The 25,785-nt window shown below is 62.7% G+C and carries 29 protein-coding genes and 2 pseudogenes; 17 read left to right on the top strand and 14 right to left on the bottom strand.

Going from position 1 to position 25,785, the window contains the following annotated elements:
- Positions 1 to 117: 117 nt before the first annotated feature.
- The 13 genes and pseudogenes from AC1DNF_RS32740 (at position 118) to AC1DNF_RS32680 (ending at position 9,489) form a co-directional block, all read left to right on the top strand.
- Entirely contained in the window at positions 118 to 900 is a 783-nt protein-coding gene (locus AC1DNF_RS32740) for a DMT family transporter (RefSeq protein WP_478152828.1), read from the top strand.
- Complete coding sequence (locus AC1DNF_RS32735) at positions 897 to 1,613, top strand: glutathione S-transferase family protein (protein WP_478152827.1); 717 nt, start codon at positions 897 to 899, stop codon at positions 1,611 to 1,613. Before AC1DNF_RS32740 ends, AC1DNF_RS32735 begins: the two co-directional genes overlap by 4 nt.
- Positions 1,528 to 2,142 (top strand): annotated as a pseudogene (locus AC1DNF_RS32730) (SDR family NAD(P)-dependent oxidoreductase); the annotation flags it as partial. The gene AC1DNF_RS32735 and the pseudogene AC1DNF_RS32730, both read left to right, overlap by 86 nt.
- A 307-nt stretch (positions 2,143 to 2,449) precedes the next feature.
- On the top strand, positions 2,450 to 3,064 hold the full coding sequence (locus AC1DNF_RS32725; RefSeq protein ID WP_478152826.1) for a TetR/AcrR family transcriptional regulator: 615 nt from the start codon (positions 2,450 to 2,452) through the stop codon (positions 3,062 to 3,064).
- A complete protein-coding gene (locus AC1DNF_RS32720) occupies positions 3,061 to 3,765 on the top strand; it encodes a glutathione binding-like protein (RefSeq protein WP_478152825.1) in 705 nt (234 codons plus the stop codon). The genes AC1DNF_RS32725 and AC1DNF_RS32720 overlap by 4 nt, the downstream gene beginning before the upstream one ends.
- Positions 3,766 to 4,002: 237 nt before the next feature.
- Positions 4,003 to 4,557 carry an AlbA family DNA-binding domain-containing protein gene (locus tag AC1DNF_RS32715; protein WP_478152824.1) on the top strand — a complete coding sequence of 185 codons (555 nt, stop codon included), beginning with the start codon at positions 4,003 to 4,005 and terminating at the stop codon, positions 4,555 to 4,557.
- Complete coding sequence (locus AC1DNF_RS32710) at positions 4,554 to 5,132, top strand: integrase catalytic domain-containing protein (protein ID WP_478152823.1); 579 nt, start codon at positions 4,554 to 4,556, stop codon at positions 5,130 to 5,132. The genes AC1DNF_RS32715 and AC1DNF_RS32710 overlap by 4 nt, the downstream gene beginning before the upstream one ends.
- Positions 5,133 to 5,528: 396 nt before the next feature.
- On the top strand, positions 5,529 to 5,657 hold the full coding sequence (locus AC1DNF_RS32705; RefSeq protein ID WP_478152822.1) for a hypothetical protein: 129 nt from the start codon (positions 5,529 to 5,531) through the stop codon (positions 5,655 to 5,657).
- A 288-nt stretch (positions 5,658 to 5,945) separates the two neighbouring features.
- The gene (locus AC1DNF_RS32700; RefSeq protein ID WP_478152821.1) at positions 5,946 to 7,262 is read left to right on the top strand and encodes an EAL and HDOD domain-containing protein; all 1,317 of its coding nucleotides are present in this window, start codon (positions 5,946 to 5,948) and stop codon (positions 7,260 to 7,262) included.
- Positions 7,263 to 7,418: 156 nt separating this feature from the next.
- Positions 7,419 to 7,817 carry a chemotaxis response regulator CheY gene (gene cheY / locus AC1DNF_RS32695; RefSeq protein WP_478152820.1) on the top strand — a complete coding sequence of 133 codons (399 nt, stop codon included), beginning with the start codon at positions 7,419 to 7,421 and terminating at the stop codon, positions 7,815 to 7,817.
- A 64-nt stretch (positions 7,818 to 7,881) separates the two neighbouring features.
- Complete coding sequence (locus tag AC1DNF_RS32690) at positions 7,882 to 8,277, top strand: hypothetical protein (RefSeq protein ID WP_478152819.1); 396 nt, start codon at positions 7,882 to 7,884, stop codon at positions 8,275 to 8,277.
- A gap of 713 nt (positions 8,278 to 8,990) precedes the next feature.
- Entirely contained in the window at positions 8,991 to 9,338 is a 348-nt protein-coding gene (locus tag AC1DNF_RS32685) for an EAL domain-containing protein (RefSeq protein WP_478152818.1), read from the top strand.
- On the top strand, positions 9,256 to 9,489 hold the full coding sequence (locus tag AC1DNF_RS32680) for a sigma factor-like helix-turn-helix DNA-binding protein (protein WP_478152817.1): 234 nt from the start codon (positions 9,256 to 9,258) through the stop codon (positions 9,487 to 9,489). Before AC1DNF_RS32685 ends, AC1DNF_RS32680 begins: the two co-directional genes overlap by 83 nt.
- Here the strand turns inward: AC1DNF_RS32680 and pntB are convergent.
- The 7 genes from pntB to hutC all read right to left on the bottom strand — a co-directional run bounded on the left by pntB (position 9,486) and on the right by hutC (position 17,496).
- Positions 9,486 to 10,901 carry a Re/Si-specific NAD(P)(+) transhydrogenase subunit beta gene (gene pntB / locus AC1DNF_RS32675; RefSeq protein WP_478152816.1) on the bottom strand — a complete coding sequence of 472 codons (1,416 nt, stop codon included), beginning with the start codon at positions 10,899 to 10,901 and terminating at the stop codon, positions 9,486 to 9,488. The two genes, AC1DNF_RS32680 and pntB, sit on opposite strands and share 4 nt — an antisense overlap.
- 13 nt (positions 10,902 to 10,914) lie before the next feature.
- Positions 10,915 to 12,555, bottom strand: a complete 1,641-nt coding sequence (locus tag AC1DNF_RS32670; protein WP_478152830.1) for a Re/Si-specific NAD(P)(+) transhydrogenase subunit alpha — start codon at positions 12,553 to 12,555, stop codon at positions 10,915 to 10,917.
- 320 nt (positions 12,556 to 12,875) lie between these two features.
- Positions 12,876 to 14,240 (bottom strand): formimidoylglutamate deiminase, encoded by a 1,365-nt coding sequence (locus tag AC1DNF_RS32665; protein WP_478152815.1) that lies wholly within the window; start codon positions 14,238 to 14,240, stop codon positions 12,876 to 12,878.
- Positions 14,233 to 15,030 carry an N-formylglutamate deformylase gene (hutG, locus tag AC1DNF_RS32660; protein WP_478152814.1) on the bottom strand — a complete coding sequence of 266 codons (798 nt, stop codon included), beginning with the start codon at positions 15,028 to 15,030 and terminating at the stop codon, positions 14,233 to 14,235. The genes AC1DNF_RS32665 and hutG overlap by 8 nt, the downstream gene beginning before the upstream one ends.
- Complete coding sequence (hutI, locus tag AC1DNF_RS32655; RefSeq protein ID WP_478152813.1) at positions 15,027 to 16,199, bottom strand: imidazolonepropionase; 1,173 nt, start codon at positions 16,197 to 16,199, stop codon at positions 15,027 to 15,029. Before hutI ends, hutG begins: the two co-directional genes overlap by 4 nt.
- 35 nt (positions 16,200 to 16,234) lie before the next feature.
- Positions 16,235 to 16,789 carry a HutD family protein gene (locus AC1DNF_RS32650; protein WP_478152812.1) on the bottom strand — a complete coding sequence of 185 codons (555 nt, stop codon included), beginning with the start codon at positions 16,787 to 16,789 and terminating at the stop codon, positions 16,235 to 16,237.
- Positions 16,786 to 17,496, bottom strand: coding sequence for a histidine utilization repressor (gene hutC / locus AC1DNF_RS32645; protein ID WP_478152811.1), 711 nt, complete (start codon positions 17,494 to 17,496; stop codon positions 16,786 to 16,788). The genes AC1DNF_RS32650 and hutC overlap by 4 nt, the downstream gene beginning before the upstream one ends.
- Before the next feature lie 108 nt (positions 17,497 to 17,604).
- Between hutC and hutU the strand changes: the two genes are divergently transcribed.
- The 4 genes from hutU to AC1DNF_RS32625 are packed head-to-tail and all read left to right on the top strand — an operon-like array spanning position 17,605 to position 22,150.
- The gene (hutU, locus tag AC1DNF_RS32640) at positions 17,605 to 19,311 is read left to right on the top strand and encodes a urocanate hydratase (protein ID WP_478152810.1); all 1,707 of its coding nucleotides are present in this window, start codon (positions 17,605 to 17,607) and stop codon (positions 19,309 to 19,311) included.
- Between the two features lie 27 nt (positions 19,312 to 19,338).
- Entirely contained in the window at positions 19,339 to 20,352 is a 1,014-nt protein-coding gene (locus AC1DNF_RS32635) for an ornithine cyclodeaminase family protein (protein WP_478152809.1), read from the top strand.
- A 5-nt stretch (positions 20,353 to 20,357) separates the two neighbouring features.
- Positions 20,358 to 21,185 carry a substrate-binding domain-containing protein gene (locus AC1DNF_RS32630; protein ID WP_478152808.1) on the top strand — a complete coding sequence of 276 codons (828 nt, stop codon included), beginning with the start codon at positions 20,358 to 20,360 and terminating at the stop codon, positions 21,183 to 21,185.
- Positions 21,182 to 22,150 carry a Bug family tripartite tricarboxylate transporter substrate binding protein gene (locus AC1DNF_RS32625; RefSeq protein ID WP_478152807.1) on the top strand — a complete coding sequence of 323 codons (969 nt, stop codon included), beginning with the start codon at positions 21,182 to 21,184 and terminating at the stop codon, positions 22,148 to 22,150. The genes AC1DNF_RS32630 and AC1DNF_RS32625 overlap by 4 nt, the downstream gene beginning before the upstream one ends.
- A 26-nt stretch (positions 22,151 to 22,176) precedes the next feature.
- Here AC1DNF_RS32625 and AC1DNF_RS32620 read toward each other — a convergent pair whose 3' ends face one another.
- The 7 genes and pseudogenes from AC1DNF_RS32620 to AC1DNF_RS32590 form a co-directional block, all read right to left on the bottom strand.
- Positions 22,177 to 22,413 (bottom strand): hypothetical protein, encoded by a 237-nt coding sequence (locus AC1DNF_RS32620; RefSeq protein ID WP_478152806.1) that lies wholly within the window; start codon positions 22,411 to 22,413, stop codon positions 22,177 to 22,179.
- 220 nt (positions 22,414 to 22,633) lie between these two features.
- Positions 22,634 to 23,083 carry a GNAT family N-acetyltransferase gene (locus AC1DNF_RS32615; RefSeq protein WP_478152805.1) on the bottom strand — a complete coding sequence of 150 codons (450 nt, stop codon included), beginning with the start codon at positions 23,081 to 23,083 and terminating at the stop codon, positions 22,634 to 22,636.
- A gap of 82 nt (positions 23,084 to 23,165) precedes the next feature.
- Entirely contained in the window at positions 23,166 to 23,636 is a 471-nt protein-coding gene (locus AC1DNF_RS32610; RefSeq protein WP_478152829.1) for a pyridoxamine 5'-phosphate oxidase family protein, read from the bottom strand.
- On the bottom strand, positions 23,633 to 24,256 hold the full coding sequence (locus AC1DNF_RS32605) for an FMN-dependent NADH-azoreductase (protein WP_478152804.1): 624 nt from the start codon (positions 24,254 to 24,256) through the stop codon (positions 23,633 to 23,635). Before AC1DNF_RS32605 ends, AC1DNF_RS32610 begins: the two co-directional genes overlap by 4 nt.
- Positions 24,257 to 24,306: 50 nt before the next feature.
- On the bottom strand, positions 24,307 to 25,014 hold the full coding sequence (locus AC1DNF_RS32600; RefSeq protein WP_478152803.1) for a glutathione S-transferase N-terminal domain-containing protein: 708 nt from the start codon (positions 25,012 to 25,014) through the stop codon (positions 24,307 to 24,309).
- 26 nt (positions 25,015 to 25,040) lie between these two features.
- Positions 25,041 to 25,586 carry a carboxymuconolactone decarboxylase family protein gene (locus tag AC1DNF_RS32595; RefSeq protein ID WP_478152802.1) on the bottom strand — a complete coding sequence of 182 codons (546 nt, stop codon included), beginning with the start codon at positions 25,584 to 25,586 and terminating at the stop codon, positions 25,041 to 25,043.
- Between the two features lie 35 nt (positions 25,587 to 25,621).
- Positions 25,622 to 25,785, bottom strand: a pseudogene (locus AC1DNF_RS32590) (nitroreductase family protein); the annotation flags it as partial.

The following is a 25,785-nucleotide window of genomic DNA, read 5'->3' as shown; positions in this document are numbered from 1 at the left end:
GTCGATCAAGGCCAGCAACGCTATGAAGAGCAGCAGCGCGAGCGATCTATCGCCGCACTCAAGCGCCGCGCCGCCGCGCTTGGCTTCCAGATCACTCAGACGCCGGTTGTCGCATGAATGCCCGCGTCTTCAGTTTTGTTTCTTGAGAGGGGAAAGAGGCGCCTATCAGCCAAGGAATGGCGTGAGGGGCTGCTCTATGCGTGCCTTTGGGGATTGCCCTTTGTCCTGGCGGTCGCGCTCGGCCTACAACTCACGTCGGCCGGACGCGCGGCGGCGATCGCGCCGACCCTGATGCCGGTATTTGCGGGCGCCTTCGCGCGGATCTTCCTGAAAGAGAAGCAGGGCAGCGCGCGGTGGTGTGGCTACCTCGCCATCATCATCGGACTGGTGTGCATGGTTGCAGGCGGTGTTTCCGCCCACGGTGGCATGAACCCGATGGGCCTCATCGCCCTAATGACTGCCGCCGCCATGTGGGCCGTCTACACGCTGCTTTTTCGGCGCAGCGCCCTGACACCTGTGCAGGCCGCGGCCCTGATCTGCTTCTGGTCGGCCGTCCTCTTCCTGCCGATCTATATTTTTGGCGGGCTCAGTCGCCTCGCAATGGCCTCGCCGAGCGAGATCGGCTTGCAGGCCGTCTATCAGGGTGTCCTGATGAGCGGCGTTGCGATCGTTTCCTTCAATCGCTCTGTCGCGCTTCTGGGCCCATCTGCGGCCACAGCCATCATCGCCCTGATTCCGGTCGTTGCTTCGTCGGCCGCCATTCCCGTACTTGGAGAGCTGCCGTCTGGTGGGGAGTGCGTTGCACTTGCCGTCGTTGTTGGCGGCGTACTTCTGGCAGCACGTCGTGCCCGTAAAGCAGCGAAGCCATCGATTTCCACAACCACGATGCATACACCATGATCCGGTTCTACTTTCATCCGACCCCCAACCCCGCAAAGATCGCGCTCTTTCTGGAGGAAACCGGTCTGGCCTACGAAGCGTTGCCGGTCGACACGAGCAAGGGCGAGCAGCATGCGCCGGCCTTTCGTGCGATCAATCCGAACGGCAAGGTGCCGGCCATCGTCGATACCGACGGGCCGGGCGGCAACGAAGCCAGGGTCTTCGACTCAACCGCCATCCTGATCTATCTGGCGGAAAAGACCGGCCAGCTCCTGGGCACGTCCGAGGATCGGCCGGAGTTGCTGTCCTGGCTGCTCTTCATTGCCTCGGGATTGGGGCCATTTTCCGGGCAGGCGGTGCACTTCCAGTTCGCCGCGCCCGACGGCTTAGACTATGCGGCCAATCGTTACCGCCGCGAGGCGGAGCGGCACTACCAGGTCCTCAACGATCACCTATCGGGACGCGACTTCATCGTCGGCAGCGGTTTCACGATCGCCGACATCTCCGCCTGGGGCTGGCTCGATCGCGCTTCCCGCGTACGCAAAGGCGCCGAGGATCCCCTGGGGGCCTTTCCCGAACTCAAGCGGTGGTTCGCAGGCGTGGATTCGCGTCCGGCGGTCGCTCGCGCCCGGGCGCTCGCCAAGAGCCATGCGTTCAAGGCGATCAACGACGAGGAGACCAAGCGTGCGCTCTTCCCGTCGAACTATCCCCCTGCATCGGCGCAAGGAATTTGAAATGGAGCTGAAGAACAAGCGAGTCCTCATCACGGGGGGATCGGGCGGGATCGGCCTCGCATTGGCCCGTGCGTTGATCGCGCGAGGCGCCAGGGTGGTCATCACGGGAAGGCGCAGAAGTGTCCTGGGTGATGCGCTGCGCAGCCTTGACTCGGCGACGGGCGTCTGCGCTGACATGGGAAGTCCCGAGGGACGCCCGGCCACGCTGGACCAGCCGATACAGATGCGCGGACTCGACATCGTCGTCAACAACGCCGGCGGCGTGCGGGCTGGCCGGCAGGAGAACACCACAGAAGCCGATATCGAGCAGATGGTGACCGTCGATCTGCTCGCGCCCATCCTGCTGACCCGCGCGGCGATACCCGCCCTGTGAGCGAGCGGAGATGCCATGATAGTGAACGTCGCCTCCGGCATCGCCCCGGTCGGCGCACCTTTCTATGTGACCTACGCGGCTGTCAAAGCGGGTCTGGCTCGCTTCGGCGAAGCGCTCAGGCGCGAGCTCAAGGGCGAAGGCATTCATGTGTCGACGGCTTACCCTGGAGGCACGGACACGCCGATGATGAAATCCAATCGAGCACGCCCCGAACTGGGCTTCTCACGCGAGCCTGCTTCAGCGGTAGCCGGTGCCAGGGATCGACAGGAACGCTTTCGAGGTCATCCGAGGCGGCGAGGCGCGAACCCAGATGATCGCGCTCAACCGCAACGATCCGGCAGCGGTCGATGCAAGATTCCTGACGCTTAAGAGCGCGGTCAAGGACCACAGCGCACTGTGACGACGCGGCATCAACCACCGCATCCACTCACGAAACCAACCACGAACCGATCCAGGAACGATCATGGCGCGCCCCAGAGAGTTTGACGAAGCAGCGGCCCTCGATGCCGCGATCCAATGCTTCTGGTCGAGGGGCTACGAAGCCACCTCGGTGCGGGACCTGGCCGACGCGATGGGTATCGCCGGCCCCAGTCTGTACAACACGTTTGGCGACAAACGCACGCTGTACCGACAGGCGCTCGATCACTATGTCGAGCGAGGCTTTTGCGATAGGGTCCGGCGCTTCGAGTCCCAGCTGGCACCCCGTGCCGCCATCGGTGCGTTCTTCGATGAGATCATCGAATTGTCGCTGGCCGATGACGAGCGCAAGGGATGCATGATCGTCAACTCGGCGCTGGAGCTGGCACCCCACGATACGGAGTTTCAGGCTGCGCTGGCCACTGTCCTGCGCGACATGGAGACCTTCTTCCATCGCTGCGTCAAGGCCGGCCAAGATGCCGGCGCGATCAACACCACGTTGCCGGCCGATGATCTCGCTCGGATGCTGCTCGGCTTGCTGATGGGATTGCGTGTCCTCGCGCGCTCGCGGCCGGAACCGGAATTGCTGCGCGGGCTTGTCCGGCCCGCATTGGCGCTGCTCGATGGCGCCGGCACATCTCAACGACGAAGTCACAAATGATCGACCTCTACTATTGGCCCACGCCCAATGGCCACAAGGTCACGATGTTTCTGGAGGAGGCCGGTCTCGAATATCGCATCCATCCTGTCGACATCAGTGCGGGCGATCAGTTCAAGCCGGAGTTCCTCGCGTTCGCGCCGAACAACCGGATGCCGGCGATCATCGACATGCAGCCGGTCGACGGCAGGAAGCCTGTGACCGTCTTTGAATCGGGCGCCATCCTGGTCTATCTCGCGGAGAAGACAGTTCGCTTCCTGCCAACCGACCTGCGCGGACGCAAGGCTGTGCTGGAATGGCTTTTTTGGCAGGTCGGAGGACTCGGGCCCATGGCCGGTCAGAATCATCACTTTGGCATCTATGCGCCCGAGAAGATCCTCTATGCCATCACGCGCTACGTCAACGAGACCAACCGCCTGTACGGTGTGCTCGACCGACGTCTGGCCGTGCAGGAATATCTCGCCGGTGAAGCCTATTCGATCGCAGACATGGCGACCTACCCCTGGGTGGTGCCGTGGAAACGTCAGCAGCAGCAGCTCGACGATTTCCCCAATCTGCGGCGATGGTTTGATGCGATTCGCAATCGTCCCGCGACGATAAGGGCCTATGCGCGCGGCGAGCCTTTCGCATCGCGCCCTGCGGTGACGGAGGAAGGCAAGAAGCTTCTCTTCGGTCAAACAGCCGCGGGCCCGCAGGCGCGCTGATACGTTCATGGTGGACACACCAGCGATTACTCAAAGTCAATGGCAATCACGCGACGTGGGCGTGCACCAGACGCTACAGGGATCTCGGGAATTCGTGGAGATCTTTCGAGGCGCGGGCATGATATCGCTATGACCATCGAACCGTGGGCTGACGCCCAGCTATCTGAAGATCTTCTTCGGCTTGCTCAGGGCGGTGAGAGCAAGACTGTGGAATTCAAGCGATAGCTGCCAAAGCAGGTGCGGGACCTTGCCAAGGAAATCGGGGCTTTCGCTTCCAGCAGCGGGGGCCGACTCCTTCTTGGAGTGGCAGATGACCGCTCGATTCCAGGAGTCGAAAATGCACATGACCCAGCGGTTCGAGATGATCTCGGTAGGAGAATCGTGGGCGTTTGCCTGATCATCGATCCCCCCGTCCGCCCGACGATCGGCTGGACATCGGCAAATGGGATCGGCGTTCTCGCCGTCACTGTCGAGAAGGGTTCAGAGCCTCTGTACTACGTGAATTCGCGCGCGTACATCCGGCACGGCACAGTCTCCCGACCGGCGACGGCCTCAGAAGTTCGCGCTGCCTTGACAGCATCCACGCCCGGGGAGGCCGCAGAAGGACCCAAGAATCATCCGGAGCTGTCTGCGCTGGCCGACGTGCTCGCCAACGTGCGACGCTGGAGCGATACGGACTCCGAGATGCGAAGCCTGAAAACCTGGATTGAAGATTGGTCGGCAGATGCGGAGTCTTATGGGGTTTATGCGTCAAAGCTGCGCGACCTGTCCGTCTCCCGACTGGGCCATTGACAGCGCACTGCGGTCCCCAGGTTGCGGGCAACTTCATCCAGACGCTGGCGCTGACGGACGTTGCCACCGGATGGACGGAGTGCGTGCCCGTACTGACGCGCGACAGCACCCTGGTAATCGACGCCATCGGCCGCGCTCGCGCTCTATTCCCGTTCCCAATTTGCGGCGTGGACTTCGACAACGAAAGCGTCTTCATGAACGAGCGCGTCGTGGAATGGTGCCGTTTGCAAGGACTTGAAATCACACGATCGCGCGCCTACCGCAAGAACGATCAAGCCTGGGTCGAACAGAAGAACGGCGCCATCGTACGCAGGTTGGTTGGCTACGGCCGCTTTGAAGGCCTGGAGTCCCTGTACGCACTGACCAAGCTGTACGCCGCGGCCCGCATCCACACGAACGTATTGCAACCGTCTTTCAAGCTGCGCAGCAAGTCTCGGATAGGTGCCAAGGTCGTCAAGCGATACCATCCCCTCTGCCGCCAGCCAACCGGGTGCTGGCACATGGTGCGATCGGAGCGGCGCCCAACAGCAGGTTGGCGCAAATGCTGGCAACTGCAGACCCCGTCGTGCTTCTGAATGAGATCCAGGCTGCTCAAGAGGACCTGGGACGCCGAGTAGACCACCGCGAAGTCGCGGGTGCTATTAGAAGCGCCCATGAGGTCATCAGTGCCCCAGCGCCCGGCACGACCGCCGAAGGCGGAGAGTGCCGCGCGATTCATCGTCGACCCTATCGGCATATCAAGCCCGCACCTCGAAAGCCGCGCATGTTGGACGCCTAAGAAGATCAAACTCGCAGCTGGCTGCAGCGACAACCCGGAATGACGGCCGTGGAAATCCTCGACCGGCTGCGAGAACTCGCGCCCGGAAACAACTCGGCAGCGGCAGCGGCGATCTAAGGGGGCCAGGCGCTGCGCGCCTGGCGACAAATTAGAAAAATGAAGCATAGAGGTGGGCGGTGGACAACGCTTCGCGTTGACCACCGCCTGGACATGGCGGGCTGAGAAGGCAACCCTCACCGCCTTCGGCGCCGCGTTGACCACCCCGGCAATGCTCGCCGGCATGGACAACGCTCGGCGCTTCAGCGAGATCGTGGACGACTGAGATACGATGAACCCTTCACTCGCGTGCTTCCGTGATCGTCCACGATCACCTTGAAACACCCTCCGCGATCACGCTGAAATCAGCGTCCACGATCGCTGAAATGCGCACCACGGCGAGGGCCTCCCCGTCATCGAGCCCCCTTTCCGCGACGAGGTTGCACCAAGTACGTGCGCCTACGTATTAACACGGACGGGCCCCATGCTTATTCTCCATTAGATCTCGGAACCTCGGATCGGTTTCGGTCTGGAAGTGTGACGCGAAACTGGGCTCACCACCAAGCAAATAACAATGCGATTTGATTTTTTTCGGCGACCAGAATCCAGACACAGCGAGGATGGCGATCACGCCGCCGTGGCGGCGGAGACCATTCCATCAACTCAAGGCGACGCGGGCGGTTTCGTGACCTACGCACTGCACCTGGACGCACAAAAACGCGTTAGGGGTTACAGGCTTGCTTGGCGCACGGCCTCACAGAATGGCGAATCGAACGCCTCGCAGAACTTCCGGTCTCTGATTTCCTGCATTGCGATGAACCTCAACACCCCAAAGACAGGTTGGCGCCTTGGTGGTCTGGTCCTTTTCTTCGACCTCACAGCCGATGGCCTGTTCCTGGAGGAGCTGCAGGCGCTGCCGCCGGTGAACGTCGTCCTGTGCATCGGCATGGACATGCTGATGGCCGGGGACATCCGGCCGATGCTGCAATTTCTTCACGCGCAGGGGTACGGCTTCATGCTGTGCGGCGCGAATATGCTGCCTGAAGACCCTGAAGCGCTTGTTCTCATCACCCACATGGACGTAGGCGAGGGGTGTCCCGACCTGGTCGCAAGCCTGAACCAAGAGCGAAAACCGGGAATGCCCGTCATCCAGCCCATTGCCACGCGCATGGCGAGCTGGCAGGCTTTTGACGCGTGCGCTGCGCGCGCCGACGTTTTTGTGCCGGGGAGCCAGGCCATCGCAGCGGCGAACGAAACGGGCGCGAGTCTGCAGCCGGAAGCCATGTTGATCGTTCGCCTGATGCAGATGATCCAGCGCAACGAAGATGTGCGGACCATCGAGGCTGCGCTCAAGCACGACGTCGCGCTGACTTATCGACTGCTGCGCCACATCAACTCGCCGGCCTTCGGCATCGGCGTCGAGATCCAGTCCCTGCACCATGCGGTGCCGATGCTGGGCTACTCCCCCTTATTTCGCTGGCTTTCCATGCTGCTTGCAACGAGCAACAAGGCCAGCTTGGCCTTCATGACCAAGAAGGCCATCATGCGCGGGCGCTTCGTCGAACTCATGGGACAGGGCCTGTTGGCGCCCGACGACGCCGACAACCTGTTCGTGGTCGGTATGTTTTCCCTGATCGACCGCCTGCTCGACGTCTCGATGGAAGAAGTGCTCGACAAGGTCCAGCTTTCCGAAGCGGTGCAGCAGGCCATCCTCACACGCACCGGCATCTACGGCCATTTTCTCGCCTTGGCCGAATCTTGCGAGGTCGACGCCAGCAAGGCCGCCGAGCTGTCGGAGTCGCTTTTCATGAGCGCGGACAAGGTGAATGCCGCGCACCTGTCGGCCCTGGCATGGGCCCAAGACGTGAGCCCCGCGGAAGTCACGTACTAGGCATATCGCGCAGCAATACGGCTTGATCTGGATGATCGGCTGGGTGCGCGACCGAGGACGCGCAGTCCCTGGGCGGACGGCGAAACTCTTGCAATGTGCTCGCTTTGCGCGAGCGGGCCGACCCTATTTGAAACGCATGGCTGGATTAGCAACAACATGATCGACAAGAGCCTCAGAATTTTGGTTGTGGATGACTTCCCGACCATGCGCCGTATCGTGCGCAACCTGCTGAAGGAGCTCGAGTTCACGAACGTTGACGAAGCTGAGGACGGCGTCGCGGGACTGGCGAAGTTGCAAGGCGGCAACTACGCCATCGTCGTGTCAGACTGGAACATGCCCAACATGGATGGCCTTACCCTGTTGAAGACGATTCGCGCCGATCCCAAACTGGCGAAGCTCCCCGTGCTGATGGTGACTGCGGAGGCCAAGAAGGAAAACATTATTGCCGCCGCGCAGGCGGGTGCGAACGGCTACGTCGTGAAGCCTTTTACCGCAGCCACACTGGAAGAAAAAATTACCCGAATTTTCGAAAACGTGAACAGGGCGGCTGCCTGAAAATGATCAACCATACGAACCGACTCACCCGGCAGTTCAGCGAGATCGGACAAGGACGCCACTGATGTCAGATCCTCAAGACGAGGGCGACGACTTCGATCGCCGAATGGCTGGCTTCGTCGTAGCCACTGCCGATCAGAGCGATCCTCTCATCGACGAGTCGGTGAAGGAGTTGCTACGCGTCGTGCGCGAGGTCTTGGCGATAGATGTCGCATTCGTGTCCCGCTTCGAGAGGAGTCAGCGCATTGCGGAATTGCCGACGTTTCCATTCCCCGTTGGCGCCCACCTGAGTACGCCGATCGTGGGGGCCGACGGCAGCACCTACGGGGCCCTCTGCTGCTTCAGATTCACATCCAGCGAATCACTGACCGCAGTGCGTGATCTGAAGCGACTGCAAATGGCAGCCCGACTCGCCGCGAAGGTGGTCGACCAGGCCAAGGCGGGGGAACGATGCTCTTGATGCCCCTTCCAGGCCGCCGCGGCTCGCGCCGAAGTCCTACATCGGCCGACACCTTCGATCCGACTGGTAGCTCATGACAAAGCGCCATGGTTACCCAATTCCTCTACATCATTTCGTCCGCCTTTACATCAACGATGGCTGGACATTCCGCTTCTTCCTGCGTGTTGCACCGGCGAAAGGCAGCGTTGACGGTTTCGCCGATATCCATCGATCTGGCCTCCTCCTTCAACGGGTGTTTTCACCCATGGCTACATTTGAGCGCGAAGATCTGCTGGAAATGCTCTTTATTCGATGCGCGGCTTGGGTTCGCCAACAGAAAAGCAGCCGCTGTCCCGAGACGGTGCGGGGGAGCGCCGCGGCAAGGGCCTGTGAGCCTCGCTCAGGCCTATCGGAAGGGCTATTGCGCAAACCTGCTTCTGGGCGCCATGAGTGCGCATTTGAGGCGTCACGCCGCCAACGATGACCTGCGACATGGTCAGCATCGGATTGACCCCCGCCGACTTGGGCCGTACGGCGGCTCTTCAGCCGATTGTGAATGTGGCCGACAGGGGGATCTGGGCGCATGAGGCCTTTGTGTGCGGCTCGCCGGAGAAGGCGCTGCGGAGGTCTTTGCACGGTTTGGCCCTGAGAAATGCTTCGCTTTCGACCAGCCCTGTCGCGTCAAAGCAATCGAATAAGCCTCCGGCTGAATATGGAGTCGAGCCTTAGCCTCAATGTGCTTCCCCAAGACATCTGCGCCCACGGCGAATGCTTCAGCAGCGCCGTGGCGAATCGGCGCTGGTTTTTCTGGGTTCGGGCTGTTTGCCGGTTTCCAGCCCGATATCGTCAAGATCGATATCGGATTGATACGCAACATACACACCGATTTCGTCCAGCGAGCCATCGTGAAAGGCCTTGCCGCCACTTGCGCGGAACTCGCTATCAAGGTGGTTGCAGAAGGCGTCGAGGCACCGGAAGAAGTGCAAATGCAGCGCGAACTTGACATCTCGTTCTTTCAAGGCTATCTCTTCGCCAGGCCCGTCGAGGGGGCAGATACGGCAAGCTCTTCGCCTGCATCTTGAGGCAAACCTCAGTCACTCCCAGACGGCTCGAGCGCTGGGCATCCCGAAGGCCACGGTGGGTAAGTACGCCCGCCGGGGCCGCGCGGCCGGCGTGGACTGGAGCGTCGCACAGGGCCTGAGCGACGAGGACCTCGAAGGCCGGTTTGTCTAGGCCCTCAGCGCCGTTAGCACTTCCTCGAGCATCTTCTTGGCGTCGCCGAAAAGCATGCGGTTGTTGTCCTTGTAGAACAGCGGATTGTCCACGCCCGCATAGCCGGAAGCCATGCCGCGCTTCATCACCACGGATGTCCTGGCCTTCCACACTTCCAGCACCGGCATGCCTGCGATCGGGCTGCCCGCGTCGTCCTGAGCCGCCGGGTTCACGATGTCGTTGGCACCTATCACCATGGCCACGTCTGTGGCCGGGAAGTCCTGGTTGATCTCGTCCATTTCGAGCACGATGTCATACGGCACCTTGGCCTCGGCGAGCAGCACGTTCATGTGGCCCGGCATGCGCCCCGCGACCGGGTGGATGCCGAAGCGCACGTTCACGCCCTTGTCACGCAACAGCTTCGTGATCTCGGACACGGTGTGCTGCGCCTGCGCTACCGCCATGCCGTAGCCGGGGATGATGATGACGTTCTTGGATTCGCGCAGCAGCTCGGCTGTATCGACCGCGCTGACAGGTGACACTTCGCCCGCAGGTTGCGCCGCTTCACGCTTGGCCGTCGGTGCGCCTCCGCCGGTGCCGAAGCCCCCGACGATCACGCTCAGAAAGTTGCGGTTCATCGCGCGGCACATAATGTATGACAGGATCGCGCCCGAGGAGCCGACCAGCGCACCCACCACGATCAGCAGATCGTTGCTCAGCATGAAGCCCGTGGCGGCGGCAGCCCACCCCGAGTAGCTATTGAGCATGGAGACCACCACCGGCATGTCCGCGCCGCCGATGGCCATCACCATGTGTACGCCGAACAGCAGCGCGGCAACCGTCATCACGAGGAGCGGCGTCATGCCGGCCTGAATGGTCTCTGCATGCAGCAAAGAGTGGCCGAGCCAGATCACGACCAGTAACCCAGCCAGGTTGAGCCAGTGACGGGCCGGCAGCAGCAGGGGCTTGCCGCCGATCTTGCCGGAGAGCTTGCCGAAAGCGACGATGGAGCCGGAAAAGGTCACCGCGCCGATCAGGATGCCGATGTAGATCTCGATCTCGTGGATGGACTTCTCGGCCGCCGTCGAGAAGGCGATCGACGTGTCGACGTAGCTGGCGAAGCCGACCAGGCAGGCTGCCAGGCCCACCAGGCTGTGCATCAGCGCGACCAGCTCCGGCATCTGCGTCATCTGCACCTTCTTGGCAGCGAGCAGGCCGACGGTGGCGCCGATGACCAGGGCCACGACGACCCACGGATAGCCGGCCGGCGTCACGCGCGGTCCGAACACCGTGGCCAGCACGGCGAGCGCCATGCCGACCATGCCGAAGACGTTCCCGCGGCGGGCTGTCTCCGGATTGGACAGGCCCCCCAGGCTCAGGATGAATAGGATGGTGGAACCGATGTAGGAGACAGTGGCGAGGTTTGAGTTCATGTGCTTGCCTGCCTCATTTGCGGAACATCGCCAGCATGCGTCGCGTGACTGCGAAGCCGCCGAACATGTTGACGACCGTGAGCGCGAGGGCGAACACGGCGAGGGCCAGGATCAGCTGGTTCTGCCGGTCGTTGGCGGTGCCGGCCAGCGGGGGCGCCACCTGGATCAGTGCCCCGATAGCGATAATTGAGGAGATGGCATTGGTCACGCTCATGAGCGGGGTGTGCAGTGAGGGCGCCACGTTCCAGATCACCATGTAGCCTACGAAGCAGGCGAGCACGAACACGACGAAGTGCGACAGGAATGTCGCGGGCGCGTACAGGCCCACCAGCAGGAGGAACAGCGCGCCGACGCCGAACACAATGACCAGCGACTTGGCGGACATGGGCTCACTGGCGCCGTGGCCATGGGCTTTCGGTACTGCCAGCGGTGTCGCGGCCGCCTTGGGCTTGGCGGCCGCCGCCGCCGGGATCTTGGGCGGCGGCGGCGGCCAGGTGATGTTGCCTTCCTTGACCACCGTGAGGCCGCGGATGGCGTCGTCGTTCATGTTGACATCTATGCGGCCGTCCTTCGTCTTGCACAGCTCCTCGGCCACGCGCAGCAGGTTGTTCGAATAGAGCGTGGACGACTGCTTGGCCAGGCGGCTCACCAAGTCGGTGTAGCCGATAATGGTGACGCTGTGTTTCACCACGGCCTGTCCGGGCTCGGTCAGTTCGCAGTTTCCGCCCTGCTCGGCGGCCATGTCGACGATCACGCTGCCCGGCTTCATGCTGCGCACCATGTCCGCGGTAATCAGCTTGGGCGCCGGTTTGCCGGGGATCAGCGCGGTGGTGATGATGATGTCGGCGTCCTTGGCCTCGCGCGCGTACATCTCGCGCTGCGCCTGCTGGAAGCCCTCAGTCATCACCTTGGCGTAACCGCCGCCGCCCGAGCCGTCTTCCTCGTACTCAACCTTGACGAATTCGCCCCCCAGCGAGGCCACCTGGTCGGCCACCTCGGCGCGCGTGTCGTTGGCACGCACGATCGCGCCCATGTTGGCCGCGGTGCCGATCGCGGCTAAGCCTGCCACGCCAGCGCCGGCGATGAAGATGCGTGCCGGGGGGATCTTGCCGGCGGCGGTCACCTGACCATTGAAGAAGCGGCTAAAGACATTGGCGGCCTCGATCACGGCGCGATAGCCGCTGATACTCGCCATTGAGGTCAAGGCATCCATCTTCTGGGCGCGCGAGAGCTGGCGCGGCAGCGAGTCGATCGCCAGCACAGTCGCTCGGCGCGTAGCCAGCTGCTGCATCAGTTCGGGGTTCTGCGCGGGCCAGATGAACCCGACCAGCGTCGTGCCCTCTCGCAGCAGGCCCGCTTCCGCCGGCGTCGGCGGGCGCACCTTGAACACGATATCAGCGCGCGACCAGAGCTGCGCCGCCTCCGGCACCACCTCGGCGCCCGCGGCACGGTAGGTTTCGTCTGCAAAGTTGGCCGCATCGCCAGCGCCGCGTTCCACCGCGACCATGAAACCGAGCCTCACGAGCTTGGCAACCACGTCCGGGACGGCGGCGACGCGCTTCTCGCCCGGCGCCGTTTCCTTCGGGACGCCGATCAGCGAGTTTCTCGCAATCCCTTGTGGAGCAACCTCATAGGTCGCTGGTTCTGGGTACATCAGCCGAACCACCCGTGCCTCGTTCGTTAGATCGCGTAAAGCCGCATCCCCGGTGGTCTGGCCCGCGTCGTTCATGCCTGCCGGATTCTTCGTCATCTGTTTCTCTCCTGTTCTACGTCAAACCATTTGTTCCAAAGCCCTGGCCAGCGTCGCTGCCGAGGCATTCAGCATCGCCCCTGCCGCTTCGATGAGCGCCACCTGGGTCGTCGTCTTGATTTGGAACCGCGGATGCAGATGCGCGGCGCAGACCGCGCATGAGGCCAGGCCATTCGCTCTCGATGTGCACTGCCGCCATAGCACTTGCGAGCTGCCCGGCGCGCTCACCACAGTTCGCTCATCAGCGCCGCGAACTCCCCGGTGGCAGGATGCAAATCGACGTCGCGTCCGGCGACGCACACGCGCACCATGGTGGTACCAGGCGATGAGAACACCAAGGCGTCCAGCAAGCGTGGCCCGGGGACGCCGGCAAGCGCCGCTGAAGACGGATCTGGCACGCAGAAGTCGGCGCGTTGCCCCACCGCCAAGCCGCCGCAGGGTTGACCGGCCGCCCCGCTGCCGCCGTTCAACGCACCGTTGAATAGAACGCCTGCGGTGCTGTCCGCCCCCGCGGCACGCGCGGCCACGTTCCGTTCGCGCAAGCTCAGACGTTGCGAGTACTCAAGCAGGCGAAGCTCCTCAATGGGGCTTCGGGTGACATTGCTGTCTGAGCCGATAGACCAGCGGCCTCCGATCTCGAGCCAGCCTCGCAGGTCGAAGAAGCCGTCGCCCAGGTTCGCCTCAGTGCTTGGGCATATCACGATCGAGGCGTCCAGCTCCCTTACCATCGCCATCTCCTCCAGCGTGCTCCGTGTGGCGTGCACCAGGTTCCAGTGCTGGTCGACGCTCACGTGGTCCAAGAGCCATTCGATCGGGCGCTGACCATGCCACCGTATGCAATCCTCGACCTCCAGCTGTTGTTCGGCGATGTGGATGTGTACCGGCATGCGGCCCTCACGGGCAGCCGTCACTACGTCGGAGAAAACGCCCTCATCGACGGCGCGCAGGGAATGCAGGGCGATTCCCGCTGTGATGTTGCGCGAGTCGGAGCCAGCCTGCCGCACTTCCGCCGCGATCCGCAGCACCGATTCCGGTGTCGAGGCAAAACGGCACTGGTCCTCTGTCAGCCCCTTAGCGCCAAATCCGGACCGCATGTACAACGTGGGCAGCAATGTCAGGCCGATGCCCGTACGCTGCGCCGCGCGCACAAGCGCCAGCGACATCTCCAGCGGAACCGCGTAGGGAGTGCCGTCAACGTCGTTGTGCAGGTAGTGGAACTCGCAGACCTGCGTGTAGCCCGCGCGCAGCAGCTCCGTGTAGAGAAACGCGGCGATGGTCTCCAACTGCTCGGGCCCGATGCGCAGCGCTGCAGCATACATGCGGTTGCGCCAGCTCCAGAAGTCATCGCGACCGGGCGCCGCGCACTCGGCCAGACCCGCAATGGTGCGCTGGAATGCGTGACTGTGCGCGTCGACGAGGCCCGGCAACACGGGTCCCTCCAGCACCTCCGCTCCGGTGCGATCGGCTTCGCTGCAGCCGACGATCACCTGCGACCACAACCCGTCCGTGCCCACCTCCAGTAGCACGTCATGCGCCCACGCACCGGCCACCCACGCCTGCGCGGCGAAGAAGCGGCGCGCTTCAGTCATGCAGCTCGCGGCACGCCTGCAGCGCCGTCTCCACCATTGAGCGCACCACCGGCCGCACTTGTCTCGCACACTCGTCGATCCAGTCGAACGGCAACTCCTCGCGCATGTAGGTGCACTGGCACATCTCCATCTGCACGGCATGCACGTTCTCAGCGGGCCGGCCGTAGCGGCGCGTGATGTAGCCGCCCTTGAAGCGGCCGTTCAGCACATGGGTGAAGCGCGGGTCCCTCGATGCGGCGCGGATCGCGGCATCGGGAATGGACGCATGCGCGGCCTCGCCGCCCGCCGTGCCGATGTTCAGGTCCGGCAAGCGGCCCTCGAACAGCCACGGGATCTCGGCGCGGATGCTGTGCCCGCCCCACGGCAGGACGAAGCCGTGCGCCTGCCGAATGCGATCGAGTTCGATCCGCAGCGCTTGGTGGTAGGGCCGCCAGTAGAGGTCCAGCCGTTCGCGGCGCTGCACTGCGTTGACGGCACAGCTCTCGCAATAGATCGATTCGCCGGTGAAGAAGCGCGTCAGGCATAGCTCGGTGTTGGACGCGCCTGGGTACATCGGCAGGTCGTCGGGCGACCGGTTCAAGTCGATGACGTAGCGCGAGAACTTCGGCTGGAGCACGCTCGCGCTGAGTTCGTCCGCGAATGCACAGGGCCGGTCGAGGTGCCAATCGGTGTCTTCCACCGCGAGTGCGCGCTCGACGTACGAGCCGCACAGAGCTTCCGGGAACTCGGTGCCCATGTGCGGGATGCTCACGAGCAGGGGCTGGCTGCCATTGCGCAAGGAAAAAGTCATGCGAGAAGTCCTGCGATGAAAGTGGCGCGCCGGGGATTCGCTCTGAGCGCATAGCAAAGTTCGGCGGGGTTCGCCGCGTCCCACAGGACGAAGTCAACGCGCAGACCGGCCGCGAGAACGCCGCGGTCAGCGAGGCCAAGGGCCTTCGCCGCGTTGCGCGTGACGCCGGCCAGCGCCTCCTGCGGCGTGAGGAGCAATAGTGTGCAGGCCATGTTCAGCATCAGTAACAGCGAGTTGCAGGGCGAGGTCCCCGGATTGCAGTCGGTGGCGACGGCCATAGGCACGCCATGACGGCGCAGCAGGCCGATCGGCGGCACCCGCGTTTCGCGCAGAAAGTAGAAGGCTCCAGGCAGCAACACGGCGACGGAGCCGGCGCGCGCCATGGCGCGGGCGCCGTCCTCCGACAGCCATTCGAGGTGGTCGCAGCTGAGCGCACCGTACGACGCAGCCAATTCCGCGCCTCCGGTGTCGCTCAATTGTTCCGCGTGGAGCTTCACCGGCAAGCCGAGAGCGCGTCCTGCCTCGAACACACGCAGCGTCTGCGCGGGCGAGAAGCCGATGGATTCGCAGAATGCATCGACCGCGTCAACCAGCCCCTGCGCGTGCAAGAGCTGCAGGATGCGGCAGACCTCAGCAACGTAGTCGTCGGCGCGCCCGGTGAACTCCGGCGGCAGCGCATGAGCACCGAGGAAGGTGGTGCGCACAGTCACGTGCTCCACCTCTCCGAGCCGCCGCGCGACGCGCAGGCACTTCGCCTCGGCTTCCTCGCTCAGCCCGTAGCCGGATTTGATCTCGATCGTGGTGACACCTTCCGCGCGCAGCTCGCGTAAGCGCCGGCGCGATTGAACGAGGAGACCTTCCTCGTCAATCACACGGGTCGCGCGCACGGTCGACTGGATGCCGCCACCGGATCGCGCGATTTCTTCGTAGGTGGCTCCATTCAGCCGTGCCTCGAACTCGGTGGCGCGATTGCCGGCGTAGACAAGATGGGTGTGGCAGTCGACGAGGCCCGGCGTCAGTAGTCCGTCCTCCGCGTCGTGAATCTCGGAGCCGTTGCGCAATTCCGGAGGAAGATCCTGGCGCCGGCCGACCCAGGTAATCTGGCCGCCGCGCACCGCCACGGCGCCGTCTTCGATCATCCCGTATGGCGCCGCCACATTGGCGGCCATTGTTGCGACGCGTGCGTTTTCCCAGATTTGGACTCTCAACGTAGTACCTCCGCCCGGGGTGCATCCTGACCACGGACGGCGCCGGTCAGCGGACGGTCCTGCAGGCGCGACGCAAAGTACGCGACGGGCAGTTCGATGGCTTCGCTGCCGAAGATGACCTGCGCGCCTTGCGCGTGTGCATCGACGGCCACAGGGCCTGGTGCGTTCGTTGAGACTGCTTGCGATCCGCGCACGCGACCAATCTCGCCTTTGGCCAGTGCCGCCATCAGGTTGAAGTGGCGCGTTGCGCCGCCGAGCAGCGCGCATTCCATGGGCTCTCTTCCGTCGAATAGGAACGGCTCGCTCTCCATCGTCAGCCGATAAGCCGGTCCGCGCGCGCTGCGCGCTGCGCGCTCGCCTTCGAGCACCGCGAACCAACGCTCGATTGCCTCGAAACGCGAGAAAGGGCCGTCTGCCTTCACGTCCCCCACGGAGATGCGCACCTGCCACTCGTTGCGCATTGGCCATGTGAGCAACTCGCGGGTGAGGCGACTGCCATTGCGCCATAACCCCGAGGCAACGCTCGCCATATGAACGATGGACCAGCTCATGCCTGAAACTGACCGCTGAGGCTGTACCGGGAGCTCGGATACACCTGGCGCGCAACACTTGCGACGTGCGGACCGCTGACGGTGCGTCGCATCATGACAAGGCAAGGCTCGTTCGGACCGATGTCCAACGCCCGACTCTCTTCGGCGTTCGGCAAGGAAGCCTCGATCGAGTAGCTCGCCTCGGTCACCGGCGCATGCCGCAGCAGGTGCAGCGTGGGCGACTCCTTCATGAAGTCTGCATGGAGATATTGCGGCGCCGCCTTGGGATTGACGTACCGGTCCTCGTAGACGATCGGCACGCCGTTTTCCAAATGGATCATGACCGTGTGGAACACTGGCGCGCCCTTGCGGACTGCGAGCGACTCCGCCACCTCCGCGCCAGCCTTCACCTGCGCGGCTTCCATCACTCGGGTAGTTGGCACGTGGCCGCGCGCCAGAACCTCCTCATGGATGTCGCGGATGACCAGCTGAGACGAAATTCGGTGCAGCTGCGCCACACGCGTGCCGGAGCCCTGAAGGCGGGTGACCAGGCCTACTGCGGCGAGTTCGCGCAGTGCGCGATTGGCAGTCATGCGGCTAATAGAAAAGCGACTCATCAGCGCCGCTTCGCTCGGTACCATGTCGCCGGGGCGCCACTCGCCGCTCGCAATGTGTTGCCGGATCCATTCCTTCACTTGGTCGTACGCAGGTCGTTCCGTTTTTTTCATGCGGGGAATCATAACCCGGTTGACACAGCTTGTATAGACAAGTAGGCTCCGAACTGTCGACTTTGTATAGACAACTTGCCGAACCCGACCAACCCCATGAATCCGACCATGTCCGACCTCTCGCAACCTCCGTTCCCCGCATCGGCGGCGCGCCCGGTGCACGCACCGCAAGGCAACCAGCTCAGCTGCGCCGATTGGCAGCTAGAGGCTGTCTTTCGCATGATCCAGAACAACCTCGATCCGTCAGTGGCCGAGAACCCGAACGAGTTAGTGGTCTACGGTGGCATCGGCAAGGCCGCTCGCAACTGGCCTGCGTTCGATGCCATCCTCGCCACGCTGCGACGCATGAAGTCGGACGAGACCCTGCTGGTCCAATCCGGCAAGCCGGTAGGCGTGTTCCGCACGCATGTGGGCGCCCCGCGGGTGCTGATTGCCAATTCGAACCTAGTGCCGAAGTGGGCGACGTGGGAGCACTTCAATGAACTCGACCGAAAGGGGCTCATGATGTACGGGCAGATGACCGCCGGCAGCTGGATCTACATCGGCAGCCAAGGCATCGTGCAGGGCACGTACGAAACGTTCGTGGAAGCCGGACGCCAGCACTATGGCGGCGATCTCTCCGGGCGGTGGATCCTCACCGCGGGTCTCGGTGGAATGGGCGGCGCTCAACCGCTGGCAGCATCGTTCGCCGGAGCCTGCTCGCTCAACATCGAATGCCAGCAGTCACGGATCGATTTCCGCCTGCGCACTAAGTACCTCGATGAACAGGCGAAGGACCTGGACGAGGCGCTAGACCTAATCGCGCACTACATCAGCCGCAAGGAGGCGGTGTCCATCGGACTGTGCGGCAATGCGGCGGAGATCGTGCCGGAGCTCGCCCGGCGCGCGAGGGCCGGCGGCCCGCGTCCAGACATCGTCACGGATCAGACTTCCGCGCACGACATCATCAACGGCTATCTCCCGATCGGCTGGACGGTGGAGGAATGGCAGGCCGCGCAGAAGGATCCGACGAAGCACGCGCAGCTCATGAAGGCGGCGGGTGAATCGTGTGCTGAGCACGTTCGGGCGATGCTGGCCTTCCACACGATGGGAGTGCCGACCGTGGACTACGGCAACAACCTGCGTCAGGTAGCGCAGGACTTCGGCGTCGCCGATGCGTTCGGCTACCCCGGGTTCGTGCCCGCGTACATCCGGCCGCTGTTCTGCCGCGGCGTCGGCCCGTTCCGTTGGGTCGCGCTATCGGGCGACCCGGAGGACATCCGCAAGACCGATGCCAAGCTGAAGGAGCTGCTTCCAAACAACGCCTCGCTGCACCGCTGGCTCGACATGGCGGGTGAGCGCATTAGCTTCCAGGGTCTTCCGGCACGCATCTGCTGGATCGGTCTGGGCGAGCGGCACCTCGCCGGCTTGGCCTTCAATGAAATGGTCAAGAACGGCGAGCTGAAGGCGCCCATCGTGATCGGGCGTGACCACCTCGATAGCGGCTCCGTCGCCTCGCCTAACCGTGAAACTGAAGCGATGAAGGACGGCAGCGACGCGGTTAGCGACTGGCCGCTGCTCAATGCATTGCTCAATACCGCCAGCGGCGCCACCTGGGTCAGCATCCACCATGGAGGCGGAGTCGGCATGGGCTACTCGCAGCATGCCGGGGTCGTCATCGTGTGCGACGGCACCGCCGAGGCCGCGGACAGGGTCCGTCGCGTGCTGTGGAACGACCCCGCTACCGGCGTCATGCGCCATGCAGATGCCGGCTATGACCTTGCCCTGCAGTGCGCGCGCGAGAACGGGCTAGACCTGCCGATGGTTCACTCCTGAATAGACGAACTCCCTGAAGGAAATAGCATGAAGACCGACACCCCTCACATTGATCTCCAATACCTCAATCACGCTGACGTGCAGGCGCTGGCCCTCACGGACAACGAAATCTTGCGCGCTGTGGAGGAAGGCCTCAGAGCGCAGGGCCTGGGCCAGACCGCGATCGAGCCGCGCATGCACCTGATGCCGGAGAAAGACTACCCGGGCCACTTCAACGTGCTGCGTGGTTACATTCGCCCGCTCCAACTGGCCGGAGTGAAGGTCGTGGGGGACTTCTACCGCAACTACGAGCGCGGGCTGCCGTCAGAACTGGCGCTGCTGAATCTGTTCGATCCGCAGACCGGTGCGCCCGTAGCGATCATCGATGCGTCGGACATCACCGACATGCGCACCGGCGCCATCACGGCCATCGGTGCGCTTCACCTCGCCCGCAAAGATTCGCGTGTGCTGGGCCACATCGGCGCGCGCGGCACTTCGTACTGGAACGTGCGGCTGCTCGATTCCATCTTCCACTTCGACGAGATCCGCGTGCATTCGCGCCGCCCGGAAAGCCGCAATTCGTTTGCCGCCCGCCTCGAACGCGACCTGGGCAAGAAGATCACCGTCACGTCCGACTGGGAGTCCTGCGTGCGCGGCGCCGACATCGTGGTGGAGGCCTCCCGTTTGGACAAGCCGACGCCGATCCTGAAAACCGAATGGATCAAGAAGGGCGCGCTCGTCATCCCGTACGGCACCAACAGCGCAGTGGAGCTGTCGCTGACCGACATCATGGACAAGATGGTGATGGACGACTGGGGCCAGGCGAAGGCTGGACCCTTCGGCGCACTGCGGGCGCATGTCGACAGCGGACGTCTGCACGAAGGCAACCTGCATGCGGAATTGGGCCAGATCGTCGCCGGCGTGAAGCCGGGCCGCGAAAGGCCGGACGAGACGAACCTCTTCTGGCATCGCGGGCTATCTCTCTCTGATATTGCCCTTGGCGCCTTCATGCTGCAGAAGGCCCGCCTCATGGACCTGGGGCAGACGCTGCGCTTCCGCTGATCGCCATGCCCATCGCCAACGCCCGCATGTACTTCGGCAGCACACGCGCGAAGCACGTGTGGCAGCGGCTGCTGCGCGGTGTGCTCGATGACGTCCAGGCGCCGTGGGTCGCGATCGACGATTCTCCAGAGCCGCTGGACACGCTGTGGGCGTGCGGCGACCCGGGCTTGGCGATAATATGCGGCCTGCCCCACGCCCTCCGCACTCCGGCTGCGCAGGTCATCGCCGCGCCAATTCCGGGTCCGGCACGCTTCGAGGGGTTTGCGCGCTGCTACACAGACGTGGTGGTGCGTGCGGATTCTCCGGTCCGATGCTTGGAGGACACGTTCAGCGGCATCGCCGCGTACACGTTGGTCGACTCAATGGCGGGCTTAGTTGCATTCAATGCGCACCTGCGGGCGTTCCGCGCAGGTGCGCGCCCACGCCTCTATGCCCGGTCCGTCGGCAACCTGGTGAATGCGCGTGGCGTCGTTGATCCGTTCGCGCTCAGCGATGTCGATGTGGGACCGTTGGACAGCTACTACCACGACGTGCCGCGCCTACCACCACGAGCCGCTGCGCCAGGACGCTCCGGCGTACGCAGCGCGGGTGCGGACGATAGCATCCACGCGCTGGACACCGATCCCACCATTTTTCTCCACAATCAGCCTCACGCTTGCGCTATCGGATCGCCTGAGGGCATCGCCGCAGCGCGGCGTGCAACACTCGGAACTGAAGTCCGAATGCGCGTTGCTGCTGCTCAGGGGCTTCGCATTTCCGGACACCAGCGAGTACGAGTTGCTGGCGCAATTCGACCGCCAATCTTTACCTCCAATAGAGGAGCTCCGACATGAAACGACGACTTCTGCTCGCCTTTGCCTCCGCCACACTCGCCGGCACGCCCATGTTCACATTCGCCGACAACTGGCCCACCAAGCCGGTGCGCATCGTGGTTCCGTTTCCCCCGGGAGGCCCGGCGGACCTGCTCGGACGCATCGCCGGCCACGCACTTCACGAAGGCCTCGGCGCCACGGTCATTGTCGACAACAAGGCCGGCGCTGCTGGGAACATCGGGGTAGATGCCCTCGCGAAAGCCAATCCGGACGGATATACGCTGGGCATCGTGCCGGTGGGCAATATTGCGGTGAACCCGTCCCTGTTCACCAATCTGCAATACAAGGCGGCGGATCTGACCCCAGTGGCACTACTTGCAACTGCGGAAAACATTCTCGTCGTCAACTCGTCGCTCGCGGTAACCAACGTTCAGGAACTGATTGCGGCAGCGCGCGAGAAGCCCGACACGCTCACATTCGCTTCACCCGGAGCAGGCAGCCAGGCGCATTTGGCGGGTGAATTGATGGCGCTTCGCGCGGACGTCAAGCTCGTGCACGTGCCGTACAAGGGCATCGGAGCGGCAATCAACGACCTAGTCGGCGGCCAGGTCAACATGATGTTCGCACCCACGTCGACGGCCGTGCCCTTCATCCTTGAAGGCAAGCTCAAGGCCCTTGGACTCGCCAGCCCGCGGCGCTCACCTGCACTGCCGCAGGTGCCCACAATCGCGGAACAGGGGCTGGCTGGCTTCCAGGCAATCTCCTGGTACGCCCTCATGGCACCTGCGGGCACGCCCAAGCCAATCGTCAACAAGCTCAACGACCAGATCAACCGCATGCTCGCCAAGGCGGAAACGCGGGAACGGTTTACCGCGCTCGGCATGGAGCCCGGCGCCGGCACCCCCGAGGAACTCGGGCAGCGCATCGCCAGCGAGACTGCGCTGTGGTCCGACGTTGTGCACAAGCGCAACCTCAAGGTCGACTGAGCAGGGCTGAGGCGCACCCGCATCCGTCACCTATTGGCAGCTCTTGTCGCGACATCATGGATTCGGCACTGTCCTTCGTTCACCCCACCGCGAACAGTCCTTGGGGCACCCACCTCGCCGGGGTCGATCGGGTCCGAACTGCCCAGCGTGGCGCTGATCAACACGCATTGAATGCGCTGGTACTCCGCATGACTACCGGCTCGCTTGAGCCGCTCTGCCAATCGCGCAGCAGTTGGCTTGTCACCCACGATCAATGTCTTCATCCACGACTCCTTGAAGTTCTGATCCACGAGGGCGCGGATCGACACGCTCTTCAATGCACTGATCCAGCCCACGCCTCGGCGCATCAAGTGCCACACCAAAGCCCCGCCATGGCGCGCCGTAGGCGCAGCGGATCTCCAGCCGGCCAGGGACGGCGATCATCTTCAGGAGATGGCTCAGGCAGTCAGCCTGGGCCATAGGAACTACTGGCGGATCAGCGTGTCAGGCAAGTAGCTTTCGGTAGTGGATGAAACCCGAGCGACCAGCGACGCGGTCGTAAAGCTGCCTGGCGTTATGGTTGGATTCGTGCGTCAGCCAGTACACGCGGGACGCCCCGCGTTTTCTCGCATGCGCATAGACATACTCGATCAGCGCGCGGCCGACACCACTGCCACGGCCATCGGCGGCAACGAACAGGTCTTGAATATAGCAATCGTCACTCGCCGTCCAGCCGGATCGGTGGTAGATCGAATGCACCAGGCCTACTGCTCGTTCGCCCACGAAAGCAAGCGCTGCATGCATCGGCTCGACCGGGTCCAAGAAGCGCGCCCAGGTTTTGAGCATCACGGACTCGGCGATATCCACTCCGTAAAATCGCTGATACCCTTTCCATAGCGGGAGCCAGATATCAAAATCGTTGCTTTCGATATTTTTGATGCCAACCGATTGCATAGAATTTTCCTGAAATTTGGATGACTGCCCCGCTGCCGAATGCAGACCTGCCGAGTCGTTTCGTTCTTCGCGGACCCTGCATCTATGCCCCGATGGCTTTCACACCGTACTTTTTATAGTAGGTGCTCCTGATTTCGTCCTGACTTCGAGGAGGGACGGCAAAGACATGTGCCGGTGACAGCAACGGGGTGATCGAATTGATTTCGATTTTGACAACATGATCGACGGGGTACTCCGCGCCGTTCGTCGCCCGAACCCAATCGGCGATCATCGAATAATCATCATCGCCTGCCGACAGTACCAACGCTCGGCCTTTGAATCGATAACCGCGCCTCTGGAAGATATCGACGACATTAACTTCGACAGCGGGATTACACTTCATGTTCAGTATCGTCCGGGGCGATGCGATATCGGCGAAGTAGAGAACGCCGTTCCTGACTGTCAAAGACGCCTTCGGCGAAAGATTGGGCGTTCCGTCTTTGTTGACTGTCGCGACGAACGACAGTATCGCCTGCTTGATGATCGTCTCCATGTCGGCAGTGATTTCAGTCATAGACATGGAACTTCTCCCATGGCAGTGAGGTCGATCGCCGCGAGCGCTTTATCCCTGGCTAAAGTGGCTTGGTCCTGGTCGAGAAACGCAGTGGCCTGCACGGAGAGAAATTGCAGAGTTTTCAGCCCAATGGTGTTCAGCACCACCGATAGATACGGCCTGAGAAAATCGGGCTGGTTGGCTCGGTCGCCGGTAAAGACGCCCCCAGAAGCGATGCCGATATACACGGGACGATCCCGGAGCATTCCCACCTTCCCGGCCGGCGTCGACTTGAAGGTGCGACCGGCGCGAAGGATTTGGTCGATCCATGCCTTGAAGACTGAGGGAACCGTTAAGTTGTTCATGGGCGTTCCGATGACAATCACATCGGCCGCCTCGACTTCCTGAATAAGCGTCTCGGAAAGCTCCAGCGCGCCCTTCAATGGGGCCGCCAAGGTGGCAGGGGAAGACAAGGTAATGGCGTAGTCAGGCGAAGCGTGCGGAAGGGGGGCACTGGCAAAGTCTCGCCGGTTGATGCTCGCGCCGGGCGCAACCTCAAGGAGTTTTTTGACGATCGCCGCCGAAAGCTGGCGGCTGTGTGATTCCGGACGCGGACTGCAATCAATATGGAGGATGTTCATATGAAAACTCCAAATGGCTTTACGAAGCCGATCATGACTATCTTCATAACTTAGTCCCCTCGGTCAGTTGCCGTTACCTCGAGCCCGCGCTGCACCGCCGGACGCGCGAGGCCACGGTTGAACCAGGCCTGCACATTAAGAAAACGGTCGAAGCCGACGAGATCGCGCGCTTCGTAAAACCCGATCAGATTGCCCAYCCAGCCGAGCAGCGAAATGTCGGCGATGCTGTAATCAGCCCCCATCACCCACTCTCGGCTTGCGAGACGGTCGTCAAGGACGCCGAGAAGCTGCGCTGATTCGGTCGCGTAACGGTCGCGCGGGCGCTTGTCCCCATAGATCTTCCCGGCGAATTTGTTGAAGAAGCCGACTTGGCCGAACATTGGCCCGACTCCGCCCATCTGCCACATCACCCATTGGATCGTTTCGTAACGGGTGTTCAAATCGGCCGAGATAAATCGCCCCGTCTTGTCTGCAAGATACAGGAGGATCGCGCCCGATTCGAACAGTGCGAGCGGCGCGCCGCTCGGCCCGTCGGGGTCATAGATTGCGGGGATCTTGCCGCTGGGATTGAGCGCGAGAAAGGCCGGGTCGTGGTTTTCGTTCGCCATGATGTCAATCCGGTGCGGCTCGTAGGCGAGGCCCGCTTCCTCAAGCAGGATGCCGACCTTCACCCCATTGGGTGTCGGAAGAGAAAAGAGTTGCAGCCGATCGGGGGACCGCGCCGGCCACCGCTTGAAAATTGGATGATTGAGTGTCAACTTCTTTCTCCTGAGCTTGTCAGCTTTCAGATCGAGCCAGCAGGCGTCACTTCAGGAAAGTCCTTCTCATGATCGAACACGTTATTGAAGAAGTTCGTCAGCGAGTACATGGCCACCAGCGCGATGATTTCCATGACATTCGCATCCGTGTATCCGACATCGCGGACGGCTTTCAGATCGGCGTCAGTGACCTGGCCGCGAGTTTCGACGACCTTGCGCGCAAACTGGACGGCGGCGTCCCGCTTCGGGTCAGTGGCGTGGCCCTTCCGGGCGAGAACGATTTCATCAGCCGGCAGCTTGGCCATATGCTCTGCCGTAAAGCTGTGAACCGTCAGGCAGTAGTTGCAGCCATTCACTTCGGAGACGGCGAGGCCGATGCTGTCGCGTGTCTTCACGTCGAGCGCCTTGCTCAAGGAGCCGAGCAGGGTGGCCCATGCGTTGAACGCGATCGGGCTCTGCGCGAAGGCCGCCATCATATTTGGGGTGAACCCGATGTTCTTCGTGAACGCATCGAGAGTCGGTTTCGAACCGGCGGGCACCTGTTCCGGCTTGAGGGCAGTAGTTCTTGGCATCGTATTCGTCCTTAAGTGATTGATTTAACCAATGGTTAGACAAGATCCAGCACTTCGACGAGCGGTCGGCGCGGCTTCTGCGCCCAGTTTCCCGCACGCTCCGTCCCGATGGACAACAGCATGACCGGCACTTCGTCCTCGGCCAGACCGAACTCGCGATGCACCGCATCGGCGTCAAAACCAATCATCGGAGTCGAAC

The organism is Variovorax sp. 01T432 (genome assembly GCF_056398605.1).
This window is presented reverse-complemented; position numbering and strand designations above follow the sequence as displayed.

What these genes read in the sequence shown, in the direction of transcription:
- AC1DNF_RS32740 (WP_478152828.1), top strand. Translation starts at nt 118, where the DNA reads ATGCCCGCGTCTTCAGTTTTGTTTCTTGAGAGGGGAAAGAGGCGCCTA.
- AC1DNF_RS32735 (WP_478152827.1), top strand. Translation starts at nt 897, where the DNA reads ATGATCCGGTTCTACTTTCATCCGACCCCCAACCCCGCAAAGATCGCG.
- AC1DNF_RS32725 (WP_478152826.1), top strand. Translation starts at nt 2,450, where the DNA reads ATGGCGCGCCCCAGAGAGTTTGACGAAGCAGCGGCCCTCGATGCCGCG.
- AC1DNF_RS32720 (WP_478152825.1), top strand. Translation starts at nt 3,061, where the DNA reads ATGATCGACCTCTACTATTGGCCCACGCCCAATGGCCACAAGGTCACG.
- AC1DNF_RS32700 (WP_478152821.1), top strand. Translation starts at nt 5,946, where the DNA reads ATGCGATTTGATTTTTTTCGGCGACCAGAATCCAGACACAGCGAGGAT.
- cheY (WP_478152820.1), top strand. Translation starts at nt 7,419, where the DNA reads ATGATCGACAAGAGCCTCAGAATTTTGGTTGTGGATGACTTCCCGACC.
- AC1DNF_RS32690 (WP_478152819.1), top strand. Translation starts at nt 7,882, where the DNA reads ATGTCAGATCCTCAAGACGAGGGCGACGACTTCGATCGCCGAATGGCT.
- AC1DNF_RS32685 (WP_478152818.1), top strand. Translation starts at nt 8,991, where the DNA reads ATGTGCTTCCCCAAGACATCTGCGCCCACGGCGAATGCTTCAGCAGCG.
- pntB (WP_478152816.1), bottom strand. Translation starts at nt 10,901, where the DNA reads ATGAACTCAAACCTCGCCACTGTCTCCTACATCGGTTCCACCATCCTA.
- AC1DNF_RS32670 (WP_478152830.1), bottom strand. Translation starts at nt 12,555, where the DNA reads ATGTACCCAGAACCAGCGACCTATGAGGTTGCTCCACAAGGGATTGCG.
- AC1DNF_RS32665 (WP_478152815.1), bottom strand. Translation starts at nt 14,240, where the DNA reads ATGACTGAAGCGCGCCGCTTCTTCGCCGCGCAGGCGTGGGTGGCCGGT.
- hutG (WP_478152814.1), bottom strand. Translation starts at nt 15,030, where the DNA reads ATGACTTTTTCCTTGCGCAATGGCAGCCAGCCCCTGCTCGTGAGCATC.
- hutI (WP_478152813.1), bottom strand. Translation starts at nt 16,199, where the DNA reads ATGGCCGCCAATGTGGCGGCGCCATACGGGATGATCGAAGACGGCGCC.
- AC1DNF_RS32650 (WP_478152812.1), bottom strand. Translation starts at nt 16,789, where the DNA reads ATGAGCTGGTCCATCGTTCATATGGCGAGCGTTGCCTCGGGGTTATGG.
- hutC (WP_478152811.1), bottom strand. Translation starts at nt 17,496, where the DNA reads ATGAAAAAAACGGAACGACCTGCGTACGACCAAGTGAAGGAATGGATC.
- hutU (WP_478152810.1), top strand. Translation starts at nt 17,605, where the DNA reads ATGTCCGACCTCTCGCAACCTCCGTTCCCCGCATCGGCGGCGCGCCCG.
- AC1DNF_RS32635 (WP_478152809.1), top strand. Translation starts at nt 19,339, where the DNA reads ATGAAGACCGACACCCCTCACATTGATCTCCAATACCTCAATCACGCT.
- AC1DNF_RS32630 (WP_478152808.1), top strand. Translation starts at nt 20,358, where the DNA reads ATGCCCATCGCCAACGCCCGCATGTACTTCGGCAGCACACGCGCGAAG.
- AC1DNF_RS32625 (WP_478152807.1), top strand. Translation starts at nt 21,182, where the DNA reads ATGAAACGACGACTTCTGCTCGCCTTTGCCTCCGCCACACTCGCCGGC.
- AC1DNF_RS32620 (WP_478152806.1), bottom strand. Translation starts at nt 22,413, where the DNA reads ATGAAGACATTGATCGTGGGTGACAAGCCAACTGCTGCGCGATTGGCA.
- AC1DNF_RS32615 (WP_478152805.1), bottom strand. Translation starts at nt 23,083, where the DNA reads ATGCAATCGGTTGGCATCAAAAATATCGAAAGCAACGATTTTGATATC.
- AC1DNF_RS32610 (WP_478152829.1), bottom strand. Translation starts at nt 23,636, where the DNA reads ATGACTGAAATCACTGCCGACATGGAGACGATCATCAAGCAGGCGATA.
- AC1DNF_RS32605 (WP_478152804.1), bottom strand. Translation starts at nt 24,256, where the DNA reads ATGAACATCCTCCATATTGATTGCAGTCCGCGTCCGGAATCACACAGC.
- AC1DNF_RS32595 (WP_478152802.1), bottom strand. Translation starts at nt 25,586, where the DNA reads ATGCCAAGAACTACTGCCCTCAAGCCGGAACAGGTGCCCGCCGGTTCG.